14 protein-coding genes are annotated in these 22067 nt (G+C 44.9%); all 14 read right to left on the bottom strand.

Annotated features, from left to right (window positions below; all coding sequences use genetic code 11):
- Positions 1–639 (bottom strand): phosphate propanoyltransferase, encoded by a 639-nt coding sequence (locus AC3WRW_RS25120; protein WP_492548980.1) that lies wholly within the window; start codon positions 637–639, stop codon positions 1–3.
- A gap of 14 nt (positions 640–653) precedes the next feature.
- On the bottom strand, positions 654–1598 hold the full coding sequence (gene deoR, locus AC3WRW_RS25115) for a DNA-binding transcriptional repressor DeoR (protein WP_492548979.1): 945 nt from the start codon (positions 1596–1598) through the stop codon (positions 654–656).
- Positions 1599–1696: 98 nt separating this feature from the next.
- Positions 1697–1864 (bottom strand): XapX domain-containing protein, encoded by a 168-nt coding sequence (locus AC3WRW_RS25110; RefSeq protein WP_492548978.1) that lies wholly within the window; start codon positions 1862–1864, stop codon positions 1697–1699.
- Between the two features lie 26 nt (positions 1865–1890).
- Positions 1891–2280, bottom strand: coding sequence for a cytidine deaminase (gene cdd, locus AC3WRW_RS25105; RefSeq protein WP_492548977.1), 390 nt, complete (start codon positions 2278–2280; stop codon positions 1891–1893).
- Between the two features lie 5 nt (positions 2281–2285).
- Positions 2286–3251 (bottom strand): ABC transporter permease, encoded by a 966-nt coding sequence (locus AC3WRW_RS25100; RefSeq protein ID WP_492548976.1) that lies wholly within the window; start codon positions 3249–3251, stop codon positions 2286–2288.
- Complete coding sequence (locus AC3WRW_RS25095) at positions 3226–4323, bottom strand: ABC transporter permease (protein ID WP_492548975.1); 1098 nt, start codon at positions 4321–4323, stop codon at positions 3226–3228. Before AC3WRW_RS25095 ends, AC3WRW_RS25100 begins: the two co-directional genes overlap by 26 nt.
- Positions 4320–5858, bottom strand: a complete 1539-nt coding sequence (locus tag AC3WRW_RS25090; protein WP_492548974.1) for an ABC transporter ATP-binding protein — start codon at positions 5856–5858, stop codon at positions 4320–4322. The genes AC3WRW_RS25095 and AC3WRW_RS25090 overlap by 4 nt, the downstream gene beginning before the upstream one ends.
- Positions 5859–5949: 91 nt before the next feature.
- Positions 5950–7017, bottom strand: a complete 1068-nt coding sequence (locus AC3WRW_RS25085) for a BMP family lipoprotein (RefSeq protein ID WP_492549008.1) — start codon at positions 7015–7017, stop codon at positions 5950–5952.
- A 941-nt stretch (positions 7018–7958) separates the two neighbouring features.
- Entirely contained in the window at positions 7959–8837 is an 879-nt protein-coding gene (locus AC3WRW_RS25080) for a hypothetical protein (protein WP_492548973.1), read from the bottom strand.
- A 30-nt stretch (positions 8838–8867) separates the two neighbouring features.
- Positions 8868–9782, bottom strand: a complete 915-nt coding sequence (locus tag AC3WRW_RS25075; RefSeq protein ID WP_492548972.1) for a TIGR03943 family putative permease subunit — start codon at positions 9780–9782, stop codon at positions 8868–8870.
- A 40-nt stretch (positions 9783–9822) separates the two neighbouring features.
- Entirely contained in the window at positions 9823–10914 is a 1092-nt protein-coding gene (locus AC3WRW_RS25070; RefSeq protein WP_492548971.1) for a permease, read from the bottom strand.
- A 45-nt stretch (positions 10915–10959) separates the two neighbouring features.
- Positions 10960–12147: a HupE/UreJ family protein gene (locus AC3WRW_RS25065; protein ID WP_492548970.1), complete on the bottom strand. Its 1188-nt coding sequence runs from the start codon at positions 12145–12147 to the stop codon at positions 10960–10962.
- A gap of 90 nt (positions 12148–12237) precedes the next feature.
- Positions 12238–13905: an S-layer homology domain-containing protein gene (locus AC3WRW_RS25060; protein WP_492548969.1), complete on the bottom strand. Its 1668-nt coding sequence runs from the start codon at positions 13903–13905 to the stop codon at positions 12238–12240.
- Positions 13906–13986: 81 nt separating this feature from the next.
- Positions 13987–21702 (bottom strand): DUF4073 domain-containing protein, encoded by a 7716-nt coding sequence (locus AC3WRW_RS25055; protein WP_492548968.1) that lies wholly within the window; start codon positions 21700–21702, stop codon positions 13987–13989.
- Positions 21703–22067: the final 365 nt, after the last annotated feature.

Below are 22067 nucleotides of genomic sequence, written 5' to 3'. Positions count from 1 at the left end.
TTACTTGAGTAGTATACCGGTTTGGCCGTTTTTTATATGGCCTGCATTCGCCTCGTCAAGATCGATATGCATTTCCAAACGGTATTTCTCGGATACGCGGATCAGAACATTGTCCAAGGTCATACCGCGCGGACCCTCAATCTGGATCTTGACGCGATCTCCATTGTTCACTCCGAACTGAGCAGCATCGGAAGTATGCATATGGATATGACGAGCGGCGGCAATGACTCCTTTATTTATCGTCAGTTGTCCTCTCGGTCCTTGAATGACGATGCCAGGCGTACCCTCGATATCCCCCGAATCGCGAATCGGCGGGTTGACTCCCAAGGTGAAGCCATCAAACAGCGAGATCTCGACCTGGGTTTCCCCCCGTGCCGGACCAAGGATGCGAACGCGGTCAATCGTACCTTTCGGTCCGATTAATGTGACCGTTTCGTTGCAGGCGAACTGTCCCGGTTGAGACAATTCTTTCATTTGCGTCAAGGCATCTTTCGAACCGAAAAGCCGCTCAACGGCTTCCGGCGATAAGTGAATATGCCGATTGGATACACCGATGGGAATACAGGGCTGCGAATTCATTTGTTCCAAGGTATCTTTCACCATCTGACCGATCATCTCGGCCAACTCTTCTTCCGTCATGATACTTTCTCCAATCAGGCCTTATATTCAAGCAAGTACTTGGCCGTAAATTGATCGGTAATCAGCGTATTGGTGTATTTTCCACGAATAGCGCCGTAAATCGCATCCACTTTCTTCACGCCACCGGCCACGAGGACAGACCTTTCCTTCTTTCTCAACTCCACCAAATCGATGCCGATCGTGCGGCGGTCCAACTCTTCGCTGCAAATCGCGCCCTCCAGATCAATGAATCTGGAACATATGTCTCCAACGCCCTTCTCATGAATAACTTCCAAATCCGTAGTGGAGAAATAATTAGCTTTCATCAAAACAGAGTCTTCCGAGGGAACTCCCACCGTGTACACCGCAATATTGGCCCGCTTGCCCATATCAAGAATTTTACGAATATGCCGGTCAGCCTCTATAGCCTGTTTAACAACGGTATGATCGACGATAGCCGGCAGCGGCAAGAGATGTGGATTTGTGTTATACGCCCCGCCGAAAAGATGAATAATTTCCGAAGCGTACGTATTATACTCCGAATAGCTGACACCGCCGTTCAACTGAACAACAGCCACATCTTTCACATGCTTGTTCTGCAGTCTAACGGCTACTTCATATAATGTTGTTCCCCATGAAGTCGCAATGGTATCTCCGTCTTTGACAACTTCATACAAAAATTCCGCCGCAGCCTCGCCCAAATATTTCTTGACGATGGACTCCTCGTACTGAGGAACCGAAACAACAATGACCTTCTGCAGCTTAAATTGTTCTTCTAATTGAGAGGCTAAATTCTCATTGTTTTCCGTTGGGTCCATAATCTTGATTTGGACAATGCCATCCGCTTTTGCTTGCTGCAAAAACCTCGAGACTGTGGGGCGAGATACCCCTAGATGCTTAGCAATGTCCTGTTGGCTATAGTCCAACTGATAGTACATTCTGGCTGCATCAATGATTTTATCAAGTTTTTCTCCACCCATTGGTCTCCGCCCTTACAATTGTACTGAAATATTGCTCATCACTATTTAACATAATTTCAATATAATTATAAGGAGAATCTGTAAAAAAGACAATCTTTTTACGAAATAACCCGGTGCAGCCATTCTACCAGCTTGCCTCCGACATATACGCCCATTACACCCATCACCGCTGAAAACACTGGCGGGGCAGGCAGCGGAAGACGAATATACTTGAATACAACGCCTACAAATGCTCCCGCTGCAAACGCGAGAATAACTTCTTTCATGATGATCCCCTGCTATCTTATGAGATTTATTCTTGCTGCATTTTGAATCCGAATGGAAGCAGTCCATCCACTGTCGTTACATACCTGTCATCTTTTAAATTCGTTAGAACTACAGGCATCGAACCTTCGCACAACTCCAACATCACTTGGCGGCACGCTCCGCATGGGGAGACAGGACCTTCGGAATCTGCAATAACGGCTATGGCTTCGAATTCCGTTACACCCTCTGAGTACGCTTTAAAGAGTGTCGTTCTCTCCGCACAGTTGCATAAGCCATAAGATGCATTTTCCACATTGCAGCCAGAGATGATCGCGCCGCTTTTCGTCCTAATCGCCGCTCCCACTTTAAAACCCGAGTACGGTGTATAGGCTTTTAATCTTGCTTCCCTTGCCGCTTCGATTAACTCATCGTACATAGCTTTCACCTCTGTCCTTTCTCATATGGTTTCCCAAGGGCTGCCGGAGCAACCGCTCGACCGACGAATCCTGCAAGGATGAGAATCGTTAATGCATAAGGGAAAATATAAATGAAATCGACAGGAATGTAGTCTGTAATCCCATATACTTGGAAAACCGATTTGAGTGCGGAAGCAACCCCGAAGAACAAGGCGGCGAACAATCCGGATATCGGTCTCCATTTTCCAAAAATCAATGCTGCCAGTGCAATATAACCTTGACCGGATATCGTATTGTGCGAGAAGTTGCTCGTCGTTGTAAGAGTAACAACCGCACCGCCCATCGCGGCTAACGCTCCGCTCGCCATAACGGCCATGTAACGCATTCTCGATACATTGATCGCAAGCGAGTCCGCTGCTTTGGGATGCTCGCCTACGGCGCGAAGCCGCAAACCGAATGGCGTTTTATAAAGAACGAAGGCCGCAATTGCGATGAGAATAAAAGCCAGGTAGCTGGTTGGATAAGCACTAAAGAGCGCATGGCCCAGATATGGAATCTTAGAGAGCCAAGGAATATCCCACTTCGAGAAAACATGCTTTAGCGTAGGCGTTTGTGCAGAACCGTTCAGCAATACTTTGCACAGGTAGATCGAAAGCCCTATAGCCAAGAAGTTGAGCGCTACGCCGCTGACGACTTGCTCCGCTTTGAAAGTCACGGAAGCAACCGCATGTGGCAGAGAGAACAGCATTCCTACAATAATGGCAGCCAGAAAGCCAATCCATGGCGACCATGCCCCGCCGCCCCACTGCGTTTCTGCAAAATAAGTGATGATAGCTGCAGTGAAGGCCCCCACTGTCATCATACCTTCCAAAGCGATATTCACGACGCCCGCTCTTTCGGAAAACAAGCCTCCGAGAGAAGCAAAGATCAGTGCAGTCGCGAAGACGATGGTTGTGTGCGTCAATTCACTTGCTAATTGTAGGATTTGCACGGTTACTCACTTCCTTATTTCTTTTTGCAAATAACTTCAACAACCACTTTACGATGCCGCTTGCTGCAACGAAGAATATAATAAGCGCGATGACAATGTTCACCAATTCTTCCGGCACGCCTGCGCCGAACTTCATGCCAGATGCTCCGAAGGTTAGAACCCCTAAGAGAATCGCACCCAGAATAGCGCCTAGCGGTGTATTTCTGCCGATTAATGCAACAGCGATCCCCATCATGCCGTATCCCGGGAATGCCGTGTTGACCGATTGATAATGAAATACGCCCAATACTTCACATACACCGCCGATTCCCGCAAAAATACCGCTGATAAACATTGCCTTAATGATATTTTTGTTGACGCTGATACCGGCGTACTGCGATGCTTCGGGATTAAAGCCTACGGCCCGCAGCTCGAAACCTTGTTTCGTCTTCCATAGAAGGACATAAAACAAAACGGCCAATGTAAGGGCAATGACAATGCCATAATGAATTCTTGAATTTCCGAACATTTCCGACAAACCCTGCGAGGAGAGCCAAGCGCTTTTATCGACAAATTTCGATCTCATTTGCCCTTTTTCTAGCAGGAACGTTTTTACGAAAAAATTAGATAAATAAAGGGCAATCCAGTTCAGCATGATTGTTGTAATTACTTCGTGTACGCCGCGTACCGCTTTCAGATAACCGGCGATAGATCCCCATAAGCCTCCGAGCAATCCTCCCGCGATGATCGCCAAAGGAATGTGCAAGTACCAAGGCATGTGCAGCTGAATGCCGACAAAACTTGCAGCAAGCGAGCCCATGATGAATTGTCCTTCAGCGCCGATGTTGAAAAGGCCTGTACGGAAAGCAAAAGCTACCGACAATCCGGTAAAAATCAGCGGTGTGATTTGACGAATGACTTCGCCGATACTGTTCAAATCTCCGAATGACTTATTGAATAAGGCTCCATATGCTTGGATAGGATTGTAGTTTCCGACGATCATAATGATGGCTCCGAAAAGTAACCCTAGGAGAATGGAGATAAGAGAAATTAATGAGGATTCTTTAAATAACCATTTGATGACCCTGCTCATGCGCTCTCCTCTCCTTGTCCCGACTTGCTGCCTGACATCATTAAACCGATCTCCTGCTCGCTAGTCTTTTTCGGATCGACAATACCAACAATACGCCCCTCATACATGACAGCGATGCGATCCGACAAATTCATAATTTCATCCAGCTCCAGCGAGTACAGCAGCACCGCTTTCCCTTTATCCCTTTGCTCAATCAGCTTTTTATGAATGAACTCGATAGCTCCCACATCAAGCCCCCGAGTTGGTTGCGTAGCTATTAATAAATCGGGATCGCTATCGACTTCCCGAGCTATAATCACTTTTTGCTGATTACCTCCTGAAAGCGCTCTTGCTGGCGTTGTTTCACTAGGTGTGCGCACATCATACTCGGAGATCAGATCTACTGCATGATGATTGATTTTGTCATAGTTAAGAAACAGGTTTTTATTGTATTCAGGGTAAAAATAGTTTTTGAGCACCATGTTTTCACTTACCGTAAAATCAAGCACAAGACCCGTTTTGTGACGATCCTCTGGGATGTAGCCAACCTTCGATTCCGAGATTTGGCGCGGCTTTAAGTTATGAATCGGCTTGTCTTTAATTAGAATTTCTCCGGATTCCACACGTCTTAATCCGGTGATGACTTCAATCAATTCTCTCTGACCGTTGCCTTCAACGCCGGCAATGCCCAGAATTTCTCCCTTTTTAAGCTCGAAGGATAAGCTTTTCAAAGCCAGAATTCCCCGGTTATCCAAAGCTTCGACATTCGATAACTTCAAGAATGAATCGCTTGGATTCGCATCCTGCTTCTCAACGGAAAAGCTTACTTTCCGTCCTACCATTTTTGCCGCCAACTCATCCGGCGATGTGTCCTTGACCGTCACACTGTCGATGACTTTCCCTCGACGGATAATCGTAACTCCACTGCAGACAGCCATAATTTCTTTCAGCTTATGTGTAATAAGAATGATCGTCTTGCCCTCGTTCACCAAGCTGCGCATGATCTGCATCAACTCTTTAATCTCTTGAGGGGTTAATACTGCTGTCGGTTCATCGAAAATCAAAATGTCAGCCCCGCGGTAAAGCGTTTTCAATATCTCCACGCGCTGCTGCATGCCCACTGAAATATCTTTGATCAGTTGATGCGGCTCTACCTGCAGACCATACTTGGCTGACAATTCCTCGACTTTGCGAACAGCTTGGGCGTAGTCGATCGTAACGCCTTTGGTAGGCTCCGTGCCTAGAATGATATTCTGAACGACGCTATAAGGTTCAACGAGCATGAAATGCTGATGAATCATGCCGATTCCCAGTTCAATAGCTTTTTTCGGATCTTTAATATCTACTTTCTGCTCATTAATCCAGATCTCGCCTTCATCAGGCTCATAGAGCCCGAAAAGAATGTTCATCAAGGTTGACTTTCCTGCACCGTTCTCGCCAAGCAGTGCATGAATTTCCCCCTTTTTCACTTGGAAACTGATAGAGTCGTTGGCTACAATGCCGGGAAATCTCTTCGTTATACCGCGCATCTCAACAACAGTTTGATCTTTCCGCATATGAATATCACCCATTTCATTTGCTTACTTTAATGTGAGTGACAAGGCTAGTTTAGGAATACAACTAGCCTTGTCAGGAGATAAGAACTGATTATTGAGCCGTAGGGACTTTAATTTCTTTGTTAACAATTTTCACTTCATACTCATGAACTTTCTTCAAAATATCCGCAGGGATGTTCGGATTTTTCTCTGGCAGGCCTACTGCATTCTCAGCAAGACCCAGATCTTGAACTTTACCGCCTTGGAAATTGTTTTTATCCAGATCCGTAGATACTCGAATAACCGCTTCATTTACACGTTTCATCATGGAAGTCAATGTCACATCATTACCGAACGTTGTGGATTGATCTTTGTCTACGCCGATAACCCAGATGTCTTTGTTCTTTTTCTTACGCTCGATAGCTTCGTTAAACACGCCGTCGCCTGTAGATCCGGCAGCATGGAAAATGATGTCCGCGCCATCGTTGTAGATCGTTGCAGCAGCCGCTTTACCTTGGTCAGGTGCATTGAATGCGCCCGTGTAGTTAATAACAACCTTCGCATTCGGATTAACCGCTTTCACACCAGCTACGAAACCAACCTCAAAGCGTTTGATAACCGGAATTTCCGCACCGCCGACAAATCCGATTTTGTTCGTTTTCGTCATTAAGCCGGCAACTACCCCAACCAGGTAAGATCCTTCATTTTCTTTAAAAGTTACGGATTCAACGTTTGGCGCATCTACGACGGCATCAATAATAGCGAATTTCGAATCTTTATTGGCATCTGCGACTTGCTTCATCGCATCACCCATCATGAAGCCGATACCCCAGATCAAGCTGCGTTTGTTCTTAACAAATTGATTCAAGTTTGTTACATAATCAGCATCGCTTTGGCTTTGCAGGTAATCAACCTTGCCGCCTGATTGGCTTTCGAATGCTTTCAGGCCTTCCCAAGCGCTTTGGTTAAAAGAGTTGTCGTTAACGCCACCGATATCGGTAACCATCCCGACGGTTGTGCTGCTTTTTTTGCCCGCTGCTGCCGGTGTTGCCGCTGCTTTGTCTGCTGCCGGTGCCGCAGTTGAAGCTGTATTGCTAGTTGTGTTGCCTCCACATGCTGTCACAAACAATGAAATCATAACAACGCTTGCCATAGACATAACCCAGCTTTTTTTCTTCATACTCATTTCGTTAAGCCCCTCTCTATTGGTCAGTTCAATCAGTGATGCAAACTTTGAAACCTTCATAAATTACAGCGCTTACAATTTCTAGTTATTAGCTCCTCCTTATTAGAATGTTGAAATAAAGAAAAATTAATAATTAACATTGTTTCACAAACTCATTATATGACACCTATGAACATATGTAAATACTAAAGATTACATTATTTTAATAAAAGATATCGCTTACAATTATTATAAGCGCTACCATTCTGGATAAACCGAAATAAAGCGGCCGTTTTCCTGAAATTTCGTTATATTAATCACTTTACATTTGAACAAATGCAAAAAAAGAACCTAGCCTGTGGCTAGGTTCTTTTCTAAACTCGTACGTTGGAGCGTGCTGAGGGGATTGGGGAAAGGATTACGACCGTTTCAAATACCGAGGCTATCGCTTCTCCATCCCGTTTGCTGCCTTCGCATCTCTTACCCCAATTTGGTTCTCATTCCGGCATTCCTCATCCCTGATTCGGACACAGCGGCCGTTATCTTCGCGAGAAACGTCGTGACCTTTCTGCTAAAAGACACCACAGCCCTTATTTGCCGATTCCGAGGCGAAATCAGCCCCATGTGTGCAAACAACAGCACTGCTGTCCGTTACATGCTCGAATTGGCCCTTTTCCAACGAATAAAGGCCACTCTGTCCGTTCCCCGTTAGCGAGGACAAAGACCAACGTCCATCACAGGGAACTACAGGGCTCTATTTCAGCGAAAAGCGGGATTGCAGGCGTCCTAGGGGAACTACAAGGTCTTATTTCACCCAAATAACCCAACACTCTTGAGCAAATGGCGAAATAACGGCCCCTAGTTCCCTCTTCCTCACGCAAAGAGATCTTCTTACCAAAATAGCGCCCTGCAGCGCCCCTCCAGCGAGGCACAGGGACTCGTCGTCCCTGTTTCACTTATTTCACAGTGAAAGTACCTTTAAACCCGCCTGGTTCCACGGTGTACTCATAGATACCGGGCTGCGGATTATTCATCAGGAATACATTGTCGCCTGGATTTAAATTAGCATCAATGCCCAGCACAGGCGACTTTAGTTTCAAGCCTGTTCCCGCGTTCGCATTCACATTGACAATCGCTTTAATCATTTGCTTCGGCTTGAATTCCGTATTTTTCGGACTTAAGCCCGAACGGCTAACCTGAATGTTGGCAATCTGAAGATCATTTTTTTCATCGACAACAGCAACCTGGCTTTGAGGTTGGCCAATGGTCCCAATTTGAATATGATTTTTTTGCAGCAAAACACCGCCCCCGAAGACAACGACGATCGCCGCAAGGACAATGGTGCCTTTGTAGGATGTGGCTGCAGGCTTGGCTTTATTTTTAGCGCCTTTGGCCGGCTTGGCCTTTTGCTCAACACGGTTTGATTGCCATTCCATCCATTTCTGCGTAAGAAACATAAAGATGAGAAATACGGTATCGGAAGCAACAATAACCTTATTCGAAACCATTAGCATAACGCCTAACAGCTCTCCTGCCATGCCGCCTAGAAATGCAATCAAAACACCGTTGATGGCAGCCTGCAAGCCTTTCGGTTTACCTGAAATAAAGCCCGATACGACGGCAAACAGAGCCGCTAGTGCGATAGAAAGCCAAATATTCGCTTGATAAGCTTGCGCCGCTACCAAACCAAAAGCTACGCTTGCGATAAACGCAATCAGCATGGCGAATAGGGAGCCCATCGTCCCCTTCAGCTTATCTCTCATTCGAAATAAATAGAAAATATTATAACCTGTGTATAGTGCGATAATCACTAAGCTTCCAACATTCAACAGCATCCAATCACCCCTTCAGTCCAAAAATTAAACTTACAGTTTAGCCGCGAAATCCCAATCCGGATAAACGTAAGGCACACTCGGCGCTGTCGCTTTATCAATTTTATCGATCATGATTTTCATGACCTTTTGCCCGTGATACGTGGTTTGATCAATGGTTCCGGTCACTGTAATCCAAGAATCATTGGCATACTGACCTGCTTGAGCCGATTCCGCGATAATGCCGTACGGCGAAATATCCGCAATACAATGCGTCATGCCTAATCTTCCGATGATGAACTGCGAATCAGGCATGCCGTCTTCACGGTAAACGAACCCTGTAATTTTTATTGGCTTGCTCTGGAAATTGTCTACAAACGTATTCATCGCCTGTAATTTTTCGATGTACCATTGGTCTTTCATTTCAATTTGATCCTGCTGATAAAGCAGCATGCCGAGCTTCGCATAGTCGCGGTTATAGATCGAAGTTTTAAATTTTTCTTTCAATGCGGGATCTTCATTGCCATCCAGTTCAACCAAATCGGCCGGAGCGGTACTTTGATTAAGTGAAACGCCCCCCAGATTCATCCCTTTCTTTTGCGCCAAGGAACCGGCAAGCGCGGTATTCGGCAGCACGGCCCCAAACACTAGAGGAAGGAGAAATAAACTGTACAGAATGATGTTTTTGCCCAATGAAGTCGGAAGTTCGTGACTGTGTCCGTGATCGTGGTCATGATTGCAATCGCATACGATGACTGGTCTTTTCAGGGAAACGATCGAAATGTACAACTGAAAACCGCCAACAATAAGAAGCCCTCCTGCGGCGATATCCAAATAGATCGTGAGTTTCGGCGTTACATACAGAAGGATCTCTCCCGATACCTCTAAATACACAATTAAAGCCGCAAAACCAAGCAATATAAACGCTCTTAAAAAGTTGTGTATGACGGCGGCATTTATTTTTACCATAGGAAGCTCATCCTCCAGGCTAAGATCGTGAAGACAGGCATTATTTTAAAATAAATCCTTCCAGGAGCAGTGTGCCCCCATATACAAAAATAATGACAAGTACGCTAAGCAAAACAATAAATTTTTTCTTGAAGACAGCCGACATCATCAAAAGCCCTTTTAAATTCAGCATCGGTCCGAAAACCATGAAAGCAACAAGCGAGCCTTTCGAGAAGGTCGTCAGGAAAGATTGTGCGACAAAAGCATCGGAAGTAGAGCAAAGAGATAAAATAAATCCAAGGCCCATCATTAATAAATTGGCGCTTCCCTGCCCATGTCCGAGCGCAACGAGACTATCTCTGGACACAAACGTCTGCAGCAGACCCACAAGCAGCGCACCAAACAGTAAAAATTTGCCCATATCGAAAAACTCGAGCACGGTGTGGCCCATCATTTCAACCCATTTATTCGTTTTCGGTTGATGGTGGTGATGGCCATGATGATCATGATCATGGTTATGATGGTGATGATCAGCTCCATGATTGTTTAACGTTTTTAGCGTCTTCTTCACCGGCTTCGGCTCTGCGGACTCTTTCACTTTCAGCTGATCCGGGTTCACGAATTTATACACGATCAATCCAACGATCAAAGCTACGACGAACGCTAATCCCATACGCGAATACGTAATTTCGGGATGGGAACGGAAAGCAACAAAAGTCGACCAGAAAACAATCGGGTTTAAAATCGGTCCAACCAGAATGAACGTTGTGGCTACATACAAAGGCATCCCTTTTTCAATCAGCTTGCGAATTGCAGGAACCATTCCGCATTCGCAAATCGGGAAAATAATTCCTAAAATACTGGCGGTAATGATCCCCAAAATCGGATTTTTGGGAATGATTCTTTGGATCGCCTGATCAGAGACAAACACTTGAAGCACGGCTGAAATGATCACGCCGATCAAAATAAACGGCATGGCTTCCAAAATAATGCTGATAAACATCGTTTTGAAAATTTGCAGCTTCGGATTGTTTAAAACAGATCCTGGCGCCGTTGTAGAGAAGAAGTATAATAGCGCAATAAAAGCCAGACAAAGGCCGGCGAGCATATTGCTGTTCCACATGGTTTTTTTCTGCACTATCGTATTCTGCAAGGAACTTCCCCCTACTCTTATTCTGAATATGAATCCTGTTTATAATTACGCGAAGAGCCTTTCTACCAGCCAAATCCCGCCTAACACAAGCACGACGCCGGATGCCGCGATAACGGCCCGTCTCGATAGTTTCCAACGATGGAAGTAATACAAGAGCGGTAATAATATAGCGACAATCGAAATTTGCACAGCCTCAATCCCCAGATTAAAGCTGATTAAATCAACCGCTAATTCATTTTTCGGAATGACCATTTCCTTCATAATATCGGCGAAGCCCATACCGTGAATCAAACCAAATAAGAAAGTCAACACCCAGCGGTGGCTGACATTTTTGCGAAGCATGTTATCCAGAGCGACATAGCAAATGCTAAGCGCAATGGCAGGTTCGACAATATAAGCAGGCACATTAATGATACCAAGTACCGTTAAAGTTAACGTCATGCTGTGTGCAACCGTAAAAGCCGTAATCATCGTTGCATATTGTTTAAATGTTTGTCTGGCAATCAGGAGCGAAAATAAGAAAAGCAGATGATCGTATCCGGTTAAAATATGATTCATCCCAAGTTTGAAAAACGAAAGCCATCCTGAGTTTTCTTGCGAATTCGCAGCTGCATTGTCTTGCTGCTGATTATGATTCTCTACAGAATTACCTGCTTGTCCAAGATCTTGATACAAAGTTGAGTATTCATCAGCCGTCATCTGCATAAGCCAACTGCGGTCTTTACCGGATAATGCAGCGGTAGTCTTTTGAGGTCCGTATACGATGGCCAGCAAGTTGACGTAATTGGTTTTTGAATCATTAACATACTGCACGTCCGTCAATGAAATGGAATCCGTTTCGGACATAGGAGGATACAACACCTTGAGTATCACTTTCGTTGCGTCACCTTTGCGATCAAGAACAAAGCTTTCCACTTTCGTCCATTCTTTCGGTTGATCGTTAATTTTCAAAGTGACACTTTTCTTAACCATCGCTTCGATCTTATCTTTCATCGCATCGAATTCTTCCTGCTCAATCATATGGTTATTGTTGGTGTCGCCTCCGACCAGCTCGATAACAGATAACTCATCTAACGCATAAGTCATCTCTGTTTCCGTTTTCGTTAGCGTAAGTGTCGTGTAAGCAGCGCTATACGCGTGGGCTTCAACCATTTGCTTGAAGGGTAGAGCGAACAGAAACAATGCAAGCAGCAACGACAAGGCTAGACGAAGTGAAGGTTTAGACCGGAACATGATATTCCTCCATTAAATAATTGATTTGTAAGCATGAGAATGCCATTCTTGCGAATGGCATTCTGTCTGTTCTACTCTTGAATGAGCTTTTTAGTTCGATAAAACGTTGTAAATGACCTGAGCTGCTTCGGCACGTGTTGTAATGCCTTTCGGATCGAATACACCCACGGAGCGCCCTTGCACCAGATGAAGCGCAGCCGCTTGATTCACAAACTGAAGTGCCCAAGACGAAACTTCCTCTTCATCGGTGAACGATGTACCCGTATTGCCCGCAGCTTGACTGCCATGGACAGTGGCGTATGCGCGCATCATCATCGTAACCATTTCCTCACGCGTTATTTGCGCGTTTGGATCAAAGATAGTTTCGCTCTTGCCATTCACTACACCTGCTTTTACCGCGCTAGCAATTGTTTCCGCATACCAATCGGTTGCGTGTACATCCGTAAATGAAAGCTGTCCGGTTCCGGTAATCTTCAAAGCTCTGACTAGCAGCGATGTAAACTCAGCACGCGTTACGCTGCGTCCTGGCTCAAACGTCGTTGCGCTCGTTCCGTTTACAATTTGTTTTGCCGCAAGTATCTTGATGACGTCAGCAGCCCAATGTCCGTTCGGAACATCCGTGAATGCTTTCGTCACTTCAAGTACAGCGTACTTGCTGAAGTGACTGATTTGCGCAGTCATTTCTCCATTGCTGTATTGCCCGCCGATGAATTCGAGCTTGCCGTCATCGGCAATGTAGTAAATTCCGGCTAATTTCGGATTTATCGAAGCGTCAACTTTCAAATGAATCGTAATAGGCTCGTTGAATTTCGACAGGCTCGCGATTGTTGAACCATCTGACTTCGTGAGAGATAGCGAAAAGTCGTAAACATCGCCGGCAAGCTTAATATCCGCTTGAGATTCAGCTTGTCCTTTAGCGATAACATCCTTCGCGGCAGCAGCCGGTAACGGCTCGAATTTCAATGAGATCGTGCTGTCTTTCAGTGCATCCGCGGATAGTCCATCCGTTAACTGCTTAATTAAGGCAACAGGTATATCTAAGGTTAATTTATCCGATTGAATTTCAAGCTGATTTTGACCGAGCAGTTGGGCGCTATTAGAAGGCAGCGCAACCTGCTTCACGTCTGCCGACACGGAAACGATCACTTTGCCGTTTACTGCCGGCTTGCCCATTTCCTCAGCCGTTACGACATGTTTACCATCGACATCTTGGTTTACTGGGCCTATAGGACCACCGCCACCACTAGGAGGAGGAGGAACAGAATTTGACTTAGCAGCGATGTCAACTGACTTACTAATGTTTACAGTGTATGATGTCTCCTGATCCTTATTATTGGAAATATCGACACTTGTTAGTTGAACCGAAGCCGTTCCTTTATTCAAAGCTTGAAAGGTAAAAGTGCCTAAAGCCAAAGTTTTACTTTCTTCAAAATCTTCATTTACTTCTGTATGTGCAAGTTTAACTCGACCTTTCGCTTCAGCTGCATCTGTAAAATAGCTCAAGCCAGAATCTTTCCTCGAACCGCTAACAAACTGCAAAAGACTAGGATCATAGTCAAGGTAAACTTCGTAAGCATGCACATCAAGAAGATTGCTGCCCGTAACTTCAACAGTTATTCGATCATCTACAGTAGGTTTGTCATTTGAGACGTTAAGGGCAAAAGATACATCAGCCGCGAAAGCAAATTGCGGAAGCAGCAAAAATACGAGAAGCGTTACTACTGTACTGCATGAAAGCAGTTTACGTATATGCATCATAGTAAGGCATTCCTTTCTTTAAAGGCTTTGGAGGAAGGCATATCCGCCCTCCCCCAAAGTCCGGAATTTAGCTTAGCGTAATTATTTGCCGGAAATAATTTTTCTAGCAATAATTGCAATATCCTGAATATCTACTTTTCCGTCATTGTTTATATCTGCTTTTTTGTAGGTGTTCCAGTTTGGATCAGCAGATGTTTTGCCATAGTACCTTCCTGCGATACCTAAGTCTGCTATGCTGATTTTACCGTCTCCGTTCAAATCTCCTGGCTCAGGGATAATGACCGATGACGTAAATGTAAGCAATGCCGTATTCAGCGCGGCAACAGCTTGGTCGATCACAGACTGCGCAGCGGATGGATTGTCTGAAACAGCTTGAGCGCTGTTAATCGCTGTACCCAGGGCTGTCTTCGTACCTGCCGGGTATTGTCCGATTTTGGTTCCTTCCTCAGCACCGGCAAGCTTTGTCTGAGCGTCTGCGATTAATGCGTTTAGTGCAGCCTTATCGACGATGACCGATATTTGTACGCTGTGGGAAACGCCCGCCACTTGGGTTTCTCCGAAATCTCCTTCAGTAAGCACCAGATTGGAGAGGGTGATTATTGCTGTCGTATCTTGCGTGATCGACGGCTTCACTTTCCAGCGCAGCTTCATCAAATCGCCATTTCTTACATTGGCTGCGCCTATGATGGTAGCAATGAAACGAATTTGCCCTGGTTTCTCTTGTTGACTTGCAATCTCGAATTCATTATTTATCGCACTGGCTGATACGAATTCAACTTGTGTCGGATCATAAGTGAATGTTATATCCTGGGCATACACATTGCTTGTTACATTCGATAAGCCATAAGCCAGATCGAATGTATCGCCAACGAGAACACGGTTGGTTCCAGTTAGTGTCGGATTAATGGTATCCAATCTGCTAGACACTGTTACATCACTTGTTGCTGTTTTGCCGCCATCTACAGTCGTTACCGTAATGGTTGCTGTTCCGGCGCCTGCTGCCGTTACTTGACCACTGCCATCAACAAGGACTACGTTCGGATTATTTGATTTCCATGTTACAGCTTTATTCGTCGCATTCATCGGAGCTACCGTTGCAGCTAGCGTTTGAGTGTCTCCAACAAATAGGGCCAGTGTACTTGGTGTGAGAGTCACTCCTGTTACATTAACTCCTGCTGCTGTTACGGTTACAACCATGGTTGCTATTTTGCCGCCATCTACTGTCGTTACTGTGATCGTTGCTGTTCCAACACCTGCAGCTGTCACTTTACCCGTGTTATCTACAGCCGCCACAGTTGCATTATTCGACGACCATGTTACCGCTTGGTTCGTCGCGTTTGCAGGTGCAATTGTTGCGGTAATGGTTTGAGTGCCCCCAACAGTAAGAGCCAGTGTACTTGGCGTGAGAGTCACTCCTGTTACAGCAATCGTATTATCCGTAAACGTAAGAACCGTAGATTGACCCGCTGGTACTGCTCCGTTGGCTTTCACACGTACTTGCACGGTATGATTGCCGCTTAAGTTCGGAGCCGCAGCCGCGTTGTATGTTGTCCACGCTCCGCCGTCAATGCTGTATTCCATCGTTGCGTCAATACCAATTATTTTGTTGTTCACATCGTCGGCCGTTACGTTAGGAGCTGCCGGCACTTGTGCATTGCCTGTAAAGGTCAACGTTTTGCTAAGTCCTGGCATGACATCTCCAACTGCACTCACACGAACCTGAACTGTGAAATTACCGTCCAGCATAGGTGGAGTTGCCGAGTTGTAAGCTACCCAACCTGAGTTGCTGATATTGTACTCCATGGATCCGTTAATGCCGATTATTGTTTTACTTACATCGTCTGCGCTTACGTTCGGCGCAGCTGTTAATGGAATACCTGTAATAACAACGTCATCCAGTCTATTCGTCCCGCCGGTTGCTATTGTAGAACCGTTTGTTGAAGACGTTGATGTTACGATCCATCTAAGAAGAACATTGGATTGATTGTTTGCTGCTGCAGGAAGTGTAGCGTTGCTTAACACTCCGCCCGTAGTCCATGATGCATTTCCAACAACAATGGATCCATTCTGTACATCAGACCAGATTGAGCCGTCCAAACTGTATTGCAATTTGAAATCTCTAGGCCCAGTACCTGAACTATATTGTCTAGATGATACCTGAATATAGGAATATCCAGTTGTCACTAAGGAAGCTGTCCAGTAAGACGGAACTGGTGTCCAATCTGCCGCTGTTACGGCAGCCGAACTGCCAACTCCTCCACTTGCCGTAAAGGTAAAGCTGCTTCCACCTGCACCGACTACAGCTACTGACTTAATTCCTTTATTTGCTGAAATCCCATCCGTAGCAAGCGCTGTTGAACCCGTAAAATCCCATTTCGCCACAGTAGCCGGAGTCACTGTACTGGATACTGTAATATCGGCCCATCCGGTAATTTTATTGGATCCGTCAACAGATACAATGAAGATATGTTGGCTTGGATTAGCGAAAATATCTGTATTAACGACTAACGGTTTCGTATAGTCAGAAGCTAATTCTCCAATTGCAGGTTGATACAAGGCATTCGCTGCGCCAACCGCATATTTCAACGTACCAGCTGGAACTGCTGTAGCTTTAGTTCCCAATGTACTGCCTGCCGCCCAAGTAAAACCGGTTAACACAGGAGCAGCCGTACTGAAATATAAATCCTTGATTTGACCTGCAAGCACACTGCCAGTCGCTTTAACACGGACCTGAACATTATGCTCGCCGCTAAGATTAGGAGGTGAGGAGGCCACATAAGGATTCCAGCCCAATCCATCGATATTGTATTCCATAGTCGAATCGATACCGACAATCACTTTCGCGCCAATATCGGCTCTAACGTTCGGTTTCAACGGTATGACATTGATGACAGCCGATGCCTTGAAACCTCCATCGAGCGTCTCAGCACTAATCGTTGCCGTTCCAAGACCCACGATAGAAACGACGCCGTTATTTACCTTGGCAATAGCCTCATTGCTCGAACTCCAAATAACAGTCGTAATCGTTGCATTTGCCGGCACTACACCAGCTGTAAGCGTAATATCCGGATCGCCTGGCGATACTGTCGCTGAATTTTTATCCAGCTGAACGCCCGTTACCGGGACGAGAGCATCGGTTTTAATCAATTCTCTAGTATCGCGTACCCGAATCCGGGTACCTTCGGAGAATGCTCCGGATAGACCAATCGCCGAGAGCTTGTCCCCAATTTTAAGTTTCGGTATCGGCACTCCGCTTTGGCTTGCAATATAACCGTCTACGAATACAAGCACACCGCCTGAACCGTCATCTATGACGTAGGAGCTGTCATCAGGGATCGCTGTAACTTGCCCGAAGACTTTGACCAATTGTCCCATATTTTCATCTAAAGTTGCATTTTTCGTAGATAAAGATTTGGGTTGTATTGGCGAGCCCGAACTTATTTTCACAATGCTGTTAGCAAATTTATCAAACTCAAGCTCAAAGTTGTTCTCAAAAATTTTGATATGACCGTAAGCTCTTATCGTGTCTCCGACTTTCAAAGATCCTTCCGGAATTTCACTGAAAGCCATGATACCGCCAGTATCATCCTGTACATAAACGGCATCGTAGAACACACCGGCTCCGGAAGTTACTTTACCTTGAACAACAACTTCCGTATCGGGAGCAAGTTTGCGCGCATCGCCGATCGCAGTAACTTTGGTATCCAGGTGACCCAGCCATTTCATCGCGTTAAGGGCAAAGTCCCCGTTATCATTAGGGTCCGTACTCACCTTCAGCTGATTGTCATTAAAGATATTCATACCCGCAATGAAAAGTCTGCCGTTGCCGATCTGCTCAGCCGCCACTAGAGGAATTTGCGAGCCTCCTGTGCTTCCTGACCCCACCTTATAGGAGAAGCCCCCTGATGGTGCACTCTGCTGGAACGTTGCTTCGTTACCACGAACCAATATGGAAACATTGTTGGTATCCGCAAGTGCCGCTCTTGCTCCAGCGTTATTACGAGCAAGACTCGTACCACTGTAAAAATCCATCACTGAAACAAAATCAGTTAAATAATTGCTCAGAGGAACCGGATGTGCTCTTACCGCGTATTCATTTCCTGTAATTGTAGCCCAGAAATTACCCGCTCTTGAATCATCATAAATCGTATCGCCATTGAATAATACAGTTGATCCTACACCTGATAATAAATTATTGAGTGCCGTCCCATTGCTTTTTTCTGATACGAAAACAGATCCGCCGCCAGTAGTAATAAAGTCTTTGATTGCGTTAATCTCTGTCGTTGTATACGAAGTAGCTGGATGGGTAAGCATAAGAATCTTAGTGCCTGCTAATGAAGCAGAAGTTATGGCTGTCGTATTCTCAGAGATTGTATAGCCTTCTTTGCGCATCATTGAAGTAAACGTCGTCAAATTGTTTGCATATTTGCCTGTATCTGTCGATGTATTCTCATTTTGATGCGTGGAGTCAATCAGTACCTTGATTCCCAGTGGAGGCTTGATCGTAAAGGCTTGTTCAAATTTATTTTCTCCGATATTATTTCCATCACCTGCTGTAAGCACGACAATGATCTTATGATTCCCTGCAATCGGGTTAGCCCAAGTCACTTGTGCCGTAGCGGACTTATTCGTCTGAAGCTCGCTAATAACGGCTTCACCGATTTTATTTCCGATATCTACAGAATCATAGTAAAAACTTGCGTTTAGATTGCTAACATTGATAACACCAAGATTGCTGATGCTAGCCGTTAGCGTAGTTGGAACCGCTCCGGTAATCGATCCTTCCGACGCAGTCACGCTGCTAACCTTAACATACAGATCATCTGTTGGAGACCAAATTGGAGCAGAATAAATGCGATCCCCGTCTTTTTGCGTAACACGTACAACAAACCATTGTTGACCGCCCACGACATTCACTGTTGGTTTCCAATTATATGACGTTTTCGATCCAGACGGACTAATGGTATCCACAACTCTGCCGCCATTGCTGACAATTTCAATTTTTTCAATGTTATCGTTAGACGCTGTCTTCAGATAGCTGTATTTCGGATCGCTGCTACTTTCCGAGACAGGATCGCTAACATTGATATCGAATTGCAATGTTTTTGTGTCAGTAATGGAACCCATATACCAACCGCTTGCCGAAACATCCAATTGCGCATTTGGATCTTCACTGAAATAAACGCGCATTTTACGCATAGAGTCAAGTAAAGACTCTTGTGTTAGATCTTTGGACACGATCACTGTACGTTTTTTCGTTTGTCCCCAAGTAGCGTCATGATTGTCTTCGCCATAAGTCGGCGCCACATGCCATCCCAAGTCCAGCGCACTGAACAGTTTATCTTCCGCATTCGCATATCCGTAGTGACCGGAGCCATTTCCTACTTCAAGCATGGTGAAGAGTTTATCTACTTTTTTATCGTAAGGAATAAAATTATCGAAAGCATTGGCAGACATCGCCGGATGATTAAACTGGGCAACGATATTATCGTAAGTCAGAACCCATGCATAGTAATTTTGCAGATTCTGATATTTGCCCCCGTCTTGCATACGATCGATAAAATCAGTTGTACCGAAAACGTTAGAATGTCCCCAAGTGGTCGAAGTCATTTCAAACGCCGGGAACACGACAAATTTACCGTCTTGCGTATACTGCTTCGCCAAATCTTTGGTTAATTGCCAATCCGAACCGCCTGCACGCTCTGGCATGCCCTTGTGATCAACAGTATCCTTATTGACCAGAGAAGAATCAATATCGTGTGAGTGGTCAGAGAAAGCAAAAAAGTCATAATTATAATTTTGCGAAGCTTTCAACGCATCTTCCGGGCTGCCGGAAGCATCATGTGAAATATTCGTATGGTTGTGCGTTGTCCCGCGATAATGATTACCGCCTGTAAATCTTTGGGCTACCGTGAATGTCCAAGAATAAGTTGATAAATTGCCAACTTTATCTTTTGCTTCAACTGTAATGGTGTTAGGACCTTCCGGTAAATCATCCGCTGTAGTCAAATTAAGTCTGATTTGATCTTCTGTGATAGTCGCTTGATTCGTGAAATCTTTGCTGCCGATTGTGATTTTGGCACTTGCTTTATTTACGCCGCTCAAATCAAACATAGAAACAGAGATTTCAGGATGCTTAGTTTCTATTGTATCTCCGATAGCAGGAAGCGCATTGGAGAATGTCGGGCCTTCGGTATCTGCACCTACTTCGACTGTGTAAGGACCGACAGATACGGTTTTGTCCCCTTTTGCCTCAATATAATAAACGAAGGTTGGAATAGGAACACTCGCTGCCGGGATCGAGCCATTGTAATTCACAGCGTCTGCGGCATTCATAGCAATCGATTTATAGGACGCATCCCCGACAGCTTTGTAATACAAGGTAACGGTGTCCGCATTTTTGACAACCGCCGAGAAAGGAAGATCGACATCCGGAATCCCTTTGGCGAGTGGGGTATGCGTTACAGTGACTTCGCCTCTAATATCGGCGAGGTTTCTAATCAACAAATAATAGCCGGTTGTATACGGAGAAGTAACTTGAGATTGCCCAACGATACCTGTAAATGTATAAAATGAGTTCAAAACCAGCTCATTACTCGGGTCAATTCCGGTTATTCCCAGAACTTTTACAATGGCTGTTTTGTCTTGAGCATCAGCCACCGTTACATTGTAGTCTGAACCTAATTTAGTAACAGCTGTTACTTTCCCGTAGAATTTAGTTAAACTTCCTTCTAAAGGCTCTGCTGAATTAAAAGAAGTTAAGTCCGTAATTTGAATGGTTTTCGGGACAGGAGCAGTAGCAGTTCCCAAGTCCGTAATGCTGTTTGCTATAAAACGTGCTTGGCCTTTAGTGAATGCAACACGTCCGGAAATTTGCAGGTTATGACCCTTCGTGATGGTTATAGAAGGATTATTTAAACCGATGACATTAATTCCGCCGCTGGAATCTTGAATGTAGAAATTGGTGTTTTCTGTTCCAAGCACTTTGTTCTCAGCGGTCACTACACCGGTAATTGTAGCTGATTTCCCTAAATTTGTTGTCAACCCATTAGCATCTACTTTTTGGAGCGCGCTTATTGTTGTACTTCCCAAGTCAACTGTACTTGTTGGGTAGGAAGAGTTTCTTGGATTTGGCGATTCAAAAACAAAATCATTCTTGTTGTTTTTAGAATCCCAACCGTTTCCATCACCAGATACATCAGGTTGCAAACCTGTGTTAGTTAGACGGAAATAAGACATTGTCGAAACATTGGGATTAGCGATAGCAACTGTCCCCCATGAGTCCGTTGCCGTTCCATAGCCGATGAAATCAACGACAGCAGCATCCGAACTGCCGCTTATCGCGGTCTGTTTTGAAGCAATTGCAAGCTTTGCTCCAGCAGCACCAAAATTGACGCTGCCAGAGACAATAACATCAGGATTTTGCAGATCCAATCCCACTGTGTTGGATTGAGCCGTACATTGAATCAGATAATAGCCATTGGCAGGGATCGATCCCGTTAATTTGGTTATTGTAGAGAAAGCACCTGTCGCTGATGTATTCTGCAACGACCATGTGCTTACGTCTACCGCACTATTGGTCGGATTGTATAGTTCAACGAACCTGTTTTTATAAATACTTGTGCTGTTGCCGATGAAGACCTGACTAATGACAACATGATTAGACTTACTTGGGGCAGCCGCTTGAGCCTTCGGTACATTTACAATGAAACCAGTTGGAAGAATCATCGTAATAAATAAAAGAATCGATAGCGCAAGGCTGTACCATTTCTTATTCTTTGCTAGTATATGTAGCAATCTTACTTCCTCCTCACAAATTCCTTTTTTTGAAATTCAAGTAATTGCAATATTGACCGAAATTTGGTAAGTTAAGGAAGGCCCTCTTTTACATGGCAAAAAAGCCTTGACAAAAGATGCCGCCATAGCCGTCTATCAAAGCGCCTCGCCAAAAGCCTATTGATAGCGGCTTCTTTTTATATTTCTCACCCCTTATTGAGAACGTTTACTTGCTAAAAAATCTCATGAATGGAAAATTTTCAAACTTTTGATAATTATCAATTTTACATTTGATCATAATTAAACTATATGACATATTTGTTTGAATGTAAACCGATTTTTCTCGCTATTTCCTTTACAATTCCTTAATTTTTTGAAAATTTTAA

It is taken from the genome of Paenibacillus sp. FW126-R14 (assembly GCF_058789495.1).
This window is presented reverse-complemented; position numbering and strand designations above follow the sequence as displayed.

Excerpts from the sequence above, each read along its gene's own strand:
- AC3WRW_RS25120 (WP_492548980.1), bottom strand. The coding sequence starts at position 639 with ATGACGGAAGAAGAGTTGGCCGAGATGATCGGTCAGATGGTGAAAGAT.
- deoR (WP_492548979.1), bottom strand. The coding sequence starts at position 1,598 with ATGGGTGGAGAAAAACTTGATAAAATCATTGATGCAGCCAGAATGTAC.
- AC3WRW_RS25110 (WP_492548978.1), bottom strand. The coding sequence starts at position 1,864 with ATGAAAGAAGTTATTCTCGCGTTTGCAGCGGGAGCATTTGTAGGCGTT.
- cdd (WP_492548977.1), bottom strand. The coding sequence starts at position 2,280 with ATGTACGATGAGTTAATCGAAGCGGCAAGGGAAGCAAGATTAAAAGCC.
- AC3WRW_RS25095 (WP_492548975.1), bottom strand. The coding sequence starts at position 4,323 with ATGAGCAGGGTCATCAAATGGTTATTTAAAGAATCCTCATTAATTTCT.
- AC3WRW_RS25090 (WP_492548974.1), bottom strand. The coding sequence starts at position 5,858 with ATGCGGAAAGATCAAACTGTTGTTGAGATGCGCGGTATAACGAAGAGA.
- AC3WRW_RS25085 (WP_492549008.1), bottom strand. The coding sequence starts at position 7,017 with ATGAAGAAAAAAAGCTGGGTTATGTCTATGGCAAGCGTTGTTATGATT.
- AC3WRW_RS25080 (WP_492548973.1), bottom strand. The coding sequence starts at position 8,837 with ATGCTGTTGAATGTTGGAAGCTTAGTGATTATCGCACTATACACAGGT.
- AC3WRW_RS25075 (WP_492548972.1), bottom strand. The coding sequence starts at position 9,782 with ATGGTAAAAATAAATGCCGCCGTCATACACAACTTTTTAAGAGCGTTT.
- AC3WRW_RS25065 (WP_492548970.1), bottom strand. The coding sequence starts at position 12,147 with ATGTTCCGGTCTAAACCTTCACTTCGTCTAGCCTTGTCGTTGCTGCTT.
- AC3WRW_RS25060 (WP_492548969.1), bottom strand. The coding sequence starts at position 13,905 with ATGATGCATATACGTAAACTGCTTTCATGCAGTACAGTAGTAACGCTT.